General features: G+C 71.2%; 15 protein-coding genes. 6 read left to right on the top strand and 9 right to left on the bottom strand.

Annotation, left to right across the window (positions count from 1 at the left end; genetic code table 11):
- Positions 1-98 precede the first annotated feature (98 nt).
- Both E4099_RS23225 and E4099_RS23220 read right to left on the bottom strand, forming a co-directional pair.
- Entirely contained in the window at positions 99-359 is a 261-nt protein-coding gene (locus E4099_RS23225) for a DUF397 domain-containing protein (protein ID WP_135341058.1), read from the bottom strand.
- Positions 356-1,168, bottom strand: coding sequence for a helix-turn-helix domain-containing protein (locus tag E4099_RS23220; RefSeq protein WP_135341057.1), 813 nt, complete (start codon positions 1,166-1,168; stop codon positions 356-358). The genes E4099_RS23225 and E4099_RS23220 overlap by 4 nt, the downstream gene beginning before the upstream one ends.
- Positions 1,169-1,271: 103 nt before the next feature.
- On the opposite strand from E4099_RS23220, the gene E4099_RS23215 reads away from it, so the two are divergent.
- Positions 1,272-1,697, top strand: a complete 426-nt coding sequence (locus E4099_RS23215) for an ATP-binding protein (RefSeq protein ID WP_135341056.1) — start codon at positions 1,272-1,274, stop codon at positions 1,695-1,697.
- 7 nt (positions 1,698-1,704) lie between these two features.
- Here E4099_RS23215 and E4099_RS23210 read toward each other — a convergent pair whose 3' ends face one another.
- Positions 1,705-2,097, bottom strand: coding sequence for a MerR family transcriptional regulator (locus E4099_RS23210; RefSeq protein ID WP_135341055.1), 393 nt, complete (start codon positions 2,095-2,097; stop codon positions 1,705-1,707).
- A gap of 134 nt (positions 2,098-2,231) precedes the next feature.
- Here E4099_RS23210 and E4099_RS23205 point away from each other — a divergent pair, with 134 nt between their 5' ends.
- From E4099_RS23205 to E4099_RS23195, 3 genes are all read left to right on the top strand, one after another.
- Positions 2,232-2,984, top strand: coding sequence for a tyrosine-protein phosphatase (locus E4099_RS23205; RefSeq protein ID WP_135341054.1), 753 nt, complete (start codon positions 2,232-2,234; stop codon positions 2,982-2,984).
- Positions 2,985-3,077: 93 nt separating this feature from the next.
- A complete protein-coding gene (locus E4099_RS23200; RefSeq protein ID WP_135341053.1) occupies positions 3,078-3,713 on the top strand; it encodes a hypothetical protein in 636 nt (211 codons plus the stop codon).
- Between the two features lie 388 nt (positions 3,714-4,101).
- Positions 4,102-4,653 (top strand): hypothetical protein, encoded by a 552-nt coding sequence (locus E4099_RS23195; RefSeq protein ID WP_135341052.1) that lies wholly within the window; start codon positions 4,102-4,104, stop codon positions 4,651-4,653.
- 86 nt (positions 4,654-4,739) lie between these two features.
- Here E4099_RS23195 and E4099_RS23190 read toward each other — a convergent pair whose 3' ends face one another.
- A complete protein-coding gene (locus tag E4099_RS23190; RefSeq protein ID WP_135341051.1) occupies positions 4,740-5,543 on the bottom strand; it encodes a class I SAM-dependent methyltransferase in 804 nt (267 codons plus the stop codon).
- Between the two features lie 188 nt (positions 5,544-5,731).
- On the opposite strand from E4099_RS23190, the gene E4099_RS23185 reads away from it, so the two are divergent.
- Both E4099_RS23185 and E4099_RS23180 read left to right on the top strand, forming a co-directional pair.
- Positions 5,732-5,941, top strand: coding sequence for a hypothetical protein (locus tag E4099_RS23185; RefSeq protein ID WP_135341050.1), 210 nt, complete (start codon positions 5,732-5,734; stop codon positions 5,939-5,941).
- 282 nt (positions 5,942-6,223) lie between these two features.
- Positions 6,224-6,433 (top strand): hypothetical protein, encoded by a 210-nt coding sequence (locus E4099_RS23180; RefSeq protein WP_135341049.1) that lies wholly within the window; start codon positions 6,224-6,226, stop codon positions 6,431-6,433.
- A 50-nt stretch (positions 6,434-6,483) separates the two neighbouring features.
- Here the strand turns inward: E4099_RS23180 and E4099_RS23175 are convergent, their stop codons facing one another.
- From E4099_RS23175 to E4099_RS23155, 5 genes are all read right to left on the bottom strand, one after another.
- Positions 6,484-6,924: a lasso peptide biosynthesis B2 protein gene (locus E4099_RS23175; RefSeq protein WP_135341048.1), complete on the bottom strand. Its 441-nt coding sequence runs from the start codon at positions 6,922-6,924 to the stop codon at positions 6,484-6,486.
- Positions 6,921-7,178 (bottom strand): lasso peptide biosynthesis PqqD family chaperone, encoded by a 258-nt coding sequence (locus tag E4099_RS23170; RefSeq protein ID WP_135341047.1) that lies wholly within the window; start codon positions 7,176-7,178, stop codon positions 6,921-6,923. Before E4099_RS23170 ends, E4099_RS23175 begins: the two co-directional genes overlap by 4 nt.
- Entirely contained in the window at positions 7,175-9,016 is a 1,842-nt protein-coding gene (locus tag E4099_RS23165) for an asparagine synthase-related protein (protein ID WP_135341046.1), read from the bottom strand. Before E4099_RS23165 ends, E4099_RS23170 begins: the two co-directional genes overlap by 4 nt.
- 10 nt (positions 9,017-9,026) lie before the next feature.
- Positions 9,027-9,152 carry an albusnodin family lasso peptide gene (locus tag E4099_RS23160; protein WP_135341045.1) on the bottom strand — a complete coding sequence of 42 codons (126 nt, stop codon included), beginning with the start codon at positions 9,150-9,152 and terminating at the stop codon, positions 9,027-9,029.
- A gap of 443 nt (positions 9,153-9,595) precedes the next feature.
- Complete coding sequence (locus E4099_RS23155) at positions 9,596-9,718, bottom strand: lasso RiPP family leader peptide-containing protein (protein ID WP_135341044.1); 123 nt, start codon at positions 9,716-9,718, stop codon at positions 9,596-9,598.
- Positions 9,719-9,847: the final 129 nt, after the last annotated feature.

Genomic DNA, 9,847 nt, shown 5'->3' with positions numbered 1-9,847 from the left:
GGCGGGAGGTAGCTTCCCAGCCATTCCCTACAGAGAGGGCTCGGGGCCCGAGGCCCGGCACCCGGAGCCCGTGACCCGAGCTCCGGGGATGCCGGAGTTCAGTCCACGGGGTGCGCGGCCGCGAAGGCGACGAAGGCGGACCAGGCGTCGGGGGTGAAGGTGAGCTGCGGGCCGGACTTGTCTTTGGAGTCGCGGATGTGGACCCTGCCGGGCGCCTCGGTGCAGGTGGCTACCTCGACGCATTCGCCGCCACTGCTGTCGCTGTAGCTGGACTTGCGCCAGGAGGCAGCGACCTCGATGCAGGCGCCGCCCTCACCATCGCTGTAGCTGGACTTGAACCAGGCCAGATCTGTGCTCATAGCTCCTCCGCCAACTTCCTGATGAAGGCTGCCGATGCCTCGGGGTCGAGGGCCTTGCGCAAGATCATGTCATGACGCTGAGTGAACGAACTGACGTTCTCTGGATCGGAATCCAGCATGCCTGTTTCCTGCGCCTCGAGATAGACCAGCTTCTGGTGATCCGGTGTCTCCAGCAGCACGAATGAGCCCAACATCCCGGGGTGGAGGCCGACGTTGAAGGGCATGACCTGAATGGTGATGTTGCGGCGTTTCCCGGCCTCGATCAGATGCAGCAGCTGCCCCTTGTGGACCTCTGGGCCACCAATCTGTTCGCGCAGGGCAGCTTCACCGATGACGAAGCCGAAGGCCCGGGTCTGGTGATCCAACAGGTTCTGCCGCTCCAGCCGCGCCGCGAGACGTACCTCTTGGGTCTCGTCGTCCATAGGCGGGCAGTGCCCCTGGAAGAGCGCACGGATGTACTCCGGCGTCTGCAGCAGGCCAGGAATGAGCATGGGCTGGAACGAACTATGGGCGATCGCCTCGACCTCGTACTCCATGTAGCCCTGAGCATACGAGCGGAACTTCTCCGGCTTGAGGTACTCCTGCGCCGCCTTCAGCTTGCCCTGCGCCCCGCAGACCTCGTCCGCGACCTCCAGGAGGTGGAGCGTGGGCCTGCGGCGGCCGACCTCCATGGATTTGATCGACTCGTAGTCGTAACTTGATTTATCGGCCAGCTCCTGGCGCGAGACGTTCGCCTGGATCCGCCAGAGTTTGATCTGGTTCCCGCAGTACCGCCAGGCCATCGGCGGTTCGGAGGGCATCGCCTTCATGGAATCCCCCTTCTATGCGTATGGCGTCCGCCCGAGTACCGCATGGTGCAGTACCCAGGCAGCTACTACGGAAAGTAGAGACTCAGCCACCAGACTCTGCGCCATGAACGAGGGAAATCCCCCACCAACGAGGGACGTTGACTGGTTGCTCCCGCGCCACGCGCGCAGTGTCGGGCGGGCGCGGTCGCTGCTGCGGGTGCAGGCTCGGGTCTGGCGGGTGCCGGAGGAGGTGGTGGAGACGGCCGTGCTGCTGCTCAGCGAGTTGATGACCAATGCCTGCAAGCACGCGCACGTTCCGCCCGGCCGGATACTGAAGGCCCGGTGCACGGTGGTGGGGAAGCGGCTGCGGGTGGAGGTGTCGGACGCGTCCGACGAGATGCCCCGGCCGCGTACCGCCCGGGACTACGAGGAGACCGGGCGCGGGTTGGCCCTGGTCGCGGCGCTGTCGGCGGACTGGAGCGCGGAGCGGCGGGCCTGCGGGATCGGCAAGACGGTGTGGTTCGAGCTGGACGGGGCGGCGGACGGGTGAGCCCCGGTCACGAGGGAACAGCCTCCGCGGCCCCCGTGACCCCCGCGGCCTCAGCCGCCTCCGCACTGGCGATGGTTCGGCTCAGGATGGATCGGGCCTCGGCGATCTCGGCCGCTCGCTGGTCCAGGAGGTGGAGCTGGTCGCGGAGGGCGTCCAGTACGCCGGGGCAGGGCCGTACCGTCGCCTCGCCGTCGGTGCAGGGCAGCAGCTCGCGGATGACGCGGGTGGGAAGGCCCCCGGCAAGGAGGGCCCGGATACGCAGGACCGTCTCCTGGGCGTTGTCGTCGTAGGTCCGGTAGCCGTTGGGTTGGCGGGCGGGCTGGAGCAGGCCCGCCCGCTCGTAGTAGCGCAGCAGGCGTTCGCTGGTTCCGGTCCGTTCGGCCAGCTCTCCGATCAGCACCCCAGCAGCCCCTTCCGCGCTTGACCTTCCAACGGTGTCAGGGAGCACCATTCACCTGCCCCGGCCTTGCCCGCAAGGCCGGATCCGCGCCCGGCGCATGGGCCGGGCCTCCCGAAAGACCCCCGGAGACCTCGGTGAACCGACACATGTCCTTCGATCGGCTGCACAACTTCCGCGACCTGGGCGGCTATCCCACGGCGGACGGCCGCACCGTGCGGTGGGGGCGGCTGTACCGCTCCGACTCGCTGGGCAAGCTGCGGGAGAGCCAGGAATCGGGGCAGGGCGGGGACTGGGAGAAGTTCCTGGGGCTGGGCATCGGGGCCGTCATCGATCTGCGGTACCCCTGGGAGATCGAGGGGAAGGGCCGTGTCCCCGAGCACCCCTCCTTCGCGTACCACAACCTGAGCATCGAGCACCGGCCGTACGACCAGGCGGCGCTGGGGCCGGAGGTGGAGACCGGGCCGTTCCTGGCGGAGAAGTTCATGGAGGTGGCGGAGGACGGGGTCAAGGAGATCCGTACCGCGCTGGAGGTGATCGCCGCCGTCGAGGAGGCGCCGGTGGTGTTCCACTGCGCGTCGGGGAAGGACCGTACCGGGGAGATCGCGGCCCTGGTGCTGGGGCTGCTGGGCGTATCCGAGTCCGTCATCGTCGAGGACTTCACGCTCACCGGGCTGGCCACCGAGCGGCTGCTGGCCGACTGGCGGGCCGACCACCCGGGCCAGGAACCGAGGTGGCCGGGGTACGGGCGGGCGCCCGCCGAGGTCATGCGGCTGTTCCTGGCCGCGCTGAACGAGCGGTACGGGTCGATCCACGGCTATGTCACCGGGACCCTGGGCGTGGACGAGACCACCATCGAGACGCTGCGGCGGAACCTGCTGGAGCGCTGACGTGCGTCAGTAGTGCATCGAACCCGCGGCAGGGCTCCACAACTCCCGTACATGCGTCCAACATGACGTCATGGCACGGAAGTTGGGGGCTTCATGCTGGCGAACGAGTACGGCTACCAGGTGTCGCCGCGACCGGCGGCAGACTACTTCCCCGCCGGATACACGCAGCGGTTGTGGAAAGAGCGACAGAGGTGGCACCGGGCACAGAACATGGCCGGTTTCTCCGGGTTCGTCGGCGGTGTCATGCTGCTGGTGGTGGTGATCCCCGAAGGATTCTCCAGGGCCCCGGGCTGGACCATCGCGGTGTCCCTCGTCGGCATCCTCGGCGTGCCTCTGTCCCTGGCCGCCGTCCCTACCTACTCCTCGGATTCGGAAGTCATCCTGAACGTCGCCGACCAGCCGTTCCAGGTGTGGCCGTGCCAGCTGGAACAGGCCGCTGACGGGGGTCGAATGGTGCTCCTGCTGCGGCCTGACGGCGGCGTGGCGCGCGAGCTCCTCTCGCCCGTCCCGGATGACGTGTGGCACGGCATGGTCGACGGGCGCGGCATCCTGTGGATCGCCGGTGACCTGCGGTTCGGCTGCATCGTCGCCACGCCGGGCGCCGTGCGGGTGTGGGCTGCCCATGGCGCGCCGTACGGGTCCCGGGCCTCCCGTTCCGGTGGCGGCCGGGTGGAGGAGGAACTGCTGCGCACGGCGGTGCAGGAGACGTTCGACAACTGGCTGCCGTGACCCGGGTCGTCATCTCCCCCCGCCCCGCATCTCACGCTCGCCGGCAGGCGGTGGCACGGCCGGCGGTGCCGGTCCGCCGGCGGGCTTCCCTTGATCACTGTCCCGTCACACCCGTCGCGATCCGCCCACAGACTCGCCCCTCAGCGCGACAAGCTCGCTACAAGGCGTTGGGGGCGGAATCCCCTGAGTCACCTTCTTCATCGTTGGGTTCCTCGAGCAACAGGCCAGGTCAAGACCCGGATCGCCGACGACGAGGGGCCGCCCGGACCGGCCGCGAGGGCAGGGGGCAAGCGCGTGTTACTGATCATGCACCTGGCGAAGGTCGATACGATTTCCCCTCGGCGCGGCCCAAACCCGCCGCGTCATAACGATGGGGGGAAACTTCACCATGTCTTCGCGCAAACTGCTCGTTGCCACCGTGCTCGCCGTCACCGCCTTCGGGCTCGTCGGCTGTGAATCCAACGACGACTCCTCCGGCAGCGGTGGGTCCTCGGACAAGGGTGCGGCCTCCGGCCAGACCAAGCCCGCGGCCGACGGCTCCTCTTCGAACGCTTCCGACGGGGGCCCCGACGCGGGCTGCGAGACGCCCAAGCTGGAGCCGGGCCACAAGATCGTCCAGCCGGTGGAGCACCCCAAGCAGGACACCATGCAGGCCAAGGACACCAAGTTCGTCTGCGACCCCAACGACGGCCACTACGAGGGCGTCGGCAGCCCCAAGTTCTACATGTTCTCGCACGGGGACGTGAAGGCGAACGTGGTCTCCAACGGCCCGGGACACAAGTCGGTCGTGGTCGGGGAGCTGTGGAACCACATCAGCGACTGCCTGGAAGGGGGCACGAACGTGAAGCCCCCGATGTCCTGCTCGGCCAACGGGGTCTATGACATCAAGCTGAACGGCGACAACGAGATCACCGAGATCACCGAGGTCTGGCACCCCTGACCCGCCAGGCGGGCAACCGCCTCCGCCGCCGCGGCCGGCTTCGCCGGGCCCGACCGCCCGGGCCCGGCGAGGCGGGACGACCGAGGCTACGGGCGGCGGCCCCAGGCGGAGACCATCGGGGGCGTGGGCAGGTCGAGGCGGCCGGTGGCGACGTTCGCCAGGTGGCGGTCGATCTCCTCGTCCGTGGCCAGCCCGTGTTCGGTGAGCAGGTGGCGGACCTGCCGCACCGTCGCGTCCTCCAGCACGGTGCAGGCCGGCAGGGCGATCGGGAAGTAGGCGTCGGCCCGCACGTCGTCCAGCCCGGCCTGACGCAGCGTCCTGGGGAGGTTGCGGCCGAAGGAGAGGTCGGCGCCGCGGCCGGCCATCAGGGTGCGGAAGCCGTTGTGGAGCTGTTCGGTGAGCCGCTCCTCGGGGCCGAACTCGTCCGGGCACAGCGGAGGCTGCGGCATGAGGTAGGCGTCCTCCAGCAGCAGCCAACCGCCGGGGCGCAGCGCCTGGACCATTCGGCGCAGGGCCTCGGCACGGTCGGCGACATGGACCAGCACCAGCCGGGCGTGCACCAGGTCGAAGCTGCCGGGCGGGGGCGGGTCGGCGGCCACGTCGTGGGTCAGCACCTCGATCACGCCGTTGGCTATGTCCCGGTTCCAGGCGGTGTCGATGTCGGTGGCGACCACCGAACCGGTCGGGCCGACCCGCTCGGCCAGGCCGAGGGGTACGGAGGGGCCGCCGGCGCCGACCTCCCAGCACCGCATGCCCGGGCCGATGCCCAGGGCGTCGACGTGCCGGAACGTCACCGGGTCGAAGAGTTCGGCGAGAGCGCCGAAACGGGTGCCCGTCTCCGGCTGTGCGTTCTTCAGCAGATAGCCCTGGTCGGTCGCGTCCTCAGCCATGGGTTCGATTCTGGCAGAGGGGGTGGGCGGCGCGGGCCCGTCCGGGAGAATCCCCCTGCTTAGGCCAAAGGGTAGGCCAGGGTGACCGTTCGGGTGATCATGTGAGGCCCTGCCCTGCCATCGCGGTAGTGATCTCGGCGATGCGGCCATACAGGGGTATGGCCCGACTACCGTGAAGGTGTAAAGCCATGCGCATGGTTACCGGGTTCGCCGGATTGCTGCTCGCCGGGGCCGCCGTTCTCGGCGCTTCGGGCGTCGCCGGGGCTCAGGACGAGCCCGAGCCCCGACAGGGAGCGGTACCCGACATCAGCATCAGCCTGCCTGCCTCGGGCTGCGGGGCCGGGACCAACCTCATCGCCCTCCCCCTCACCCTCATGACCGGTCAGGGGATCTGCTGAGCCACTCGGCAGCCGTGGCACAAGCCCGGCGCCTGAGACCGGTGGATCCTGGTCGACGGCGTGAGCCGGGCATCGCCTGACCGCTCGGCAGGCGGACGGTCGGGGTCGAGGTGCGGCGGTCGGCCGGCGGGGTTCCCCGACCGGCCGGCCGCCCACCTCGGTCCGGCCCTCGCAACCGGGACCATGTGAGTGTTTGTGTGATAATTTCACCAACTTTTGCGGTAGTGATCTTGACCATGCGGCCACAAAGGGTGTGGCCGCCTACCGCGAAGGAGAATTCGCATGCGCGTGATCACTGGGTTCGCTGGGGTGCTGCTCGCCGGTGCCGCCGTACTCGGCGCTTCGGGGATCGCGGGGGCTCAGGAGGGGCCCGAGCTGGATGCGTCGGCCGCCATGAGCGTGCCCATCGGCATCGGCACCTGCGGATCCGACGTCGATATCATCGCCATCCCCATCAACCTCCAGGACGCGCAAGCGCCTGGTAGCTGCTGAGCCGCTCAACAGTCCAAGCAGAGTTCGTGACTGAGCCGGGCGGGTCCGGGTCAGGGAGGCTCGACCGCCGCCCGGCGCGTGGCCGGCCCGACCGTCAGGGTCGGGGTGTAGTAGTCGGCCGGGTGGGGTTCCCCGATCGGCCGGCCGTCCACCTCGACCCAGGCGTGGGCGCGGAAGGGGGCCGTACGCACCCCCGTGTGCCAGGTGGGCCAGGCACCCGTCATCCGGCACAGCAGGGCGGTGGCCAGGGAGCGTTGCAGGCAGTGCTGGCCCGCGCAGCGGGTGCTGACGGTCACCACCGCGTCCCGGGCGGACCGCGCCTGCGCGGCGGTGGCGGGGCGGGCGCCGGTGCGGATCAGGTGGAGGGCGGTGCGGATGCGCCGGGGTGGCAGGGCCGCGATCAGACGGGCCGCCGCCACCGCCAGCCGGGCGGCCAGGCGTCGGCGCGGCGGGAGGGCGCGGCGTCCCTCGAGTGCGAGTGGGCTGCTCATGGGCGGGCCAGCTTCGCGGCGCACAGCGCGTCGACCAGGGCGGAGACATCGGTGCGCGCTCGCTCGGCGTCGATGCCGTACTCCTGGTGCAGGAGGTCTGCCGCCTGTTCGCGGTCGGCGCCGTCGAGGAGGGCGCGCAGCACGAAGGCGCCGGTGTGGTTGAGCTTGAAGTAGCGTCCGCGGCGCTCGTCGAGGAGGACGGTGCCGTGTTCGGTCTCGGTGGGGACCACGTCCCGGGCCAGGGTGAGGGTCACGGTGCTCCTTCGGCGGCGGGTCGCCGCGTGCGGTCGGGCAGGGTGCGCAGCCACACCTCGCCGGAAAGGGTGGGTTCCAGGGCCTGGATGGGCTGGTGGAAGGCGTGGTCGGCGCGGAGGGCGGCGCGTACGGCGGCCTCGTCCACCAGGCCGCGGCGGGCGAGCAGCGAGCCCTCGAACAGGCCGAGCAGGGTGGCGCGGTGTCGGCGGAGGCCGTCGAAGGTGTCCTCCCCGTAGTTCCCCTTGGTGGAGCGGCCCAGCAGGTCGTCGGGGACCAGCCCGCGCATGGCCTCGGCGAGCAGCGGTTTGTAGCGGCGCGGGGTGGCGCGCTCGTGCAGCCGTACGGCCAGCGCGGCCTCGATCACCCGGTCGTCGAGGAAGGGGGCGGCGAAGTCCACGCCGTACCTGGCCATCAGCCCGGCGGCGTACCGGACCGCTGCCCCGCCGCGCTGGACGGCCTCCACGGTGGCGTGCGCGGCACGGTCGGGGCCCAGGGGCCGCGGCCGGTCGTGGGCGGCCCGCCGCAGCAGGTCCCGTACGGCGGCGACGGCCTCGGGGGTGGCCCAGGGCGGCATCCGCAGGGGCGGGGTCCAGCCCAGGTGGGGGGTGAACTGGGAGGGCGGCGGATCGTGCAGCTGTGTGCTGCCGAAGATGAGCGCGGCCGGGAGGGAGCGGACGTCGGCCAGGCCCCGCACGGTCGGCCACAGGGGCCAGTTGCCGAGGGAACGCCGCTCATACGCCCGGCGGGCACCGGTCCACGGCCGGCGCCGGACGAGGGTGTGCAGGGAGACGTGCGGGGAGTGGAAGACCTCGTCGCCGCCGTGCCCGCACAGATGGAGGCGGGAGCCGCGGGCGGCGACCCGCTCGGCGACGTCCACCAGCCGGGCGCCGCCCCGCGACCAGAACGGCGGCTCGGAGCCCAGGGCCAGCCGGCCGCCGTCGTCCAGACCGGCGAACATCGTGGGCGCCTGCTCGTACTCCAGCAGCAGATGCCTGGCCTCGGGCAGGCGGTCGGCGATGCGGGCGGCCCACAGCGCGTCGTCCCCGCCGGCGTCCAGCTGCGGGGTGCGGACGGTGACCAGGCCGGGCGCCAGCTCCGCGGCGAGGTGGGTGACCGTGCCCGAGTCCATCCCACCCGACAGGTCCGTACTGACCGCCTTCGCCGACCGGACCCGGCCGCGGACCGCGGTGCACAGGGCCTCGCGGACGGCCGCCGCGCCTTCGCGCAGCGGGAGGCTCGGCTCGGGTGGATTCCACCAGACCGCGGTGCGGGCGGTCCCGTCCCGTTCCAGGTGGAGGTACGAGCCGGGGGCCACCTGACGTACGCCCCGCCACACCGGCCGGTCCATCAGGGGGTAGGGCGCGCAGGGGGTCAGCAGGCGCAGGGCGAGGGCCTCCTCGTCCGGCTCGGCGCCGATCAGCGGGGCGAGGGTGTCGGGCCGGTCGGCGGCGATGGTGACCCCGCCCAGCCGGGCGTGGAAGACCGCCCGCACACCGGAGGCGGTGCCCTGCGCGCGTACCCGGCCGCCGACCGAGGCCAGAAGGTGGGCGCTGCCCGCCAGCTCGCGGGCCATGGTGCCGAGGTCGGCCACACTCCGCAGCCGGCCGGCCGCCGCTTCCAGCTCCTGGCCGGTGGCCGGACAGAACCCGGCCACCGCCACACGCACCCGCCCGGCCTCGGCCACCCGGATGTGACCGGACGGCCAGTGCCCCACCAGCCAGGGACGCCCGGAGGCATGGACGATCACCTGGGCCCCGGAGGAGACACCCACCAGCCGGGCCGCGTCGCGGGCCGCGTCGGTGTCGGGCAGCAGCACGAAGGAGGTCTCCCGTCGCATAGGAGATGCCTCACTCGCCGTAGGCGCCCATGGACTCCGCCTGGGTGTCGCCGAGTCCCAGGGTGAGGTCGGCGAAGTCGCCGATGTCCGTCAGCTCTGGGGGCTCGTAGGTCGATTCGTCCGCTTTCTGTTCCATCACAGGTCCCTTCCGGTTGTCCGCGCGGCCGGGAATGTCACCCGGTCGCGAACTCGGCTCGGGGAGGCGGTCACTGGAGTCGCCATCACCCGCGCGGTGGGCGCAGGGTGCGTCGCGAGGCCCGCGGAGCAAGCGGGCGTACCGGTTGCACCGCCCCCCACGGGCCTCGGTTCGCCGCGGTCGCCCCGCGCGCCCACCGAGCGCGACGGCCACGGCCTGAACGGTGACCGGGCAGAGCCCGGCCACCGCCGTGCGCTCCCATCCCCCCAGACTCGGCCGCCCATCGGTACTCGAAGGACCGACGGCCTACCGGTCATGGACGCCCGGACGTGAGAAATACCGTCCGGCCCCGGGCGACGCGCCTGTCAGCCGCGCCACGTCAATGACCGCATGGGTGCCGGGAAGCGCGAGGGACATGTCTCATGCCCCAAGAGGAGCGCCGGTCACTGGAAGTCGGTGTAGGACTCGGCAAAACCGCCGGCACTACCGAGGGTGAGCTCGCTGAAGTCGCCGACCTCCACCAGCGCGGGGGTCTCGTACTCCACCTCGTCTGTCTGCTGTTCCATCAGATGCCCTTCCTCTTCGGGTTCTCTTCGCGGATGGCCGCATCGGCCACCCGTGAGACCCAGGGTGAGGACTTCGCCGCTGGAGCCGCCATCACCCGCAGGGTGGGCGCGGGGGGCATCGCGGGGCCC

Source organism: Streptomyces palmae (genome assembly GCF_004684805.1).
Classification (GTDB): Bacteria; Actinomycetota; Actinomycetes; order Streptomycetales; family Streptomycetaceae; genus Streptomyces; species Streptomyces palmae.
Note: the sequence above shows the minus strand (reverse complement) of the source record. Positions and strands in the feature narration are given on the sequence as shown.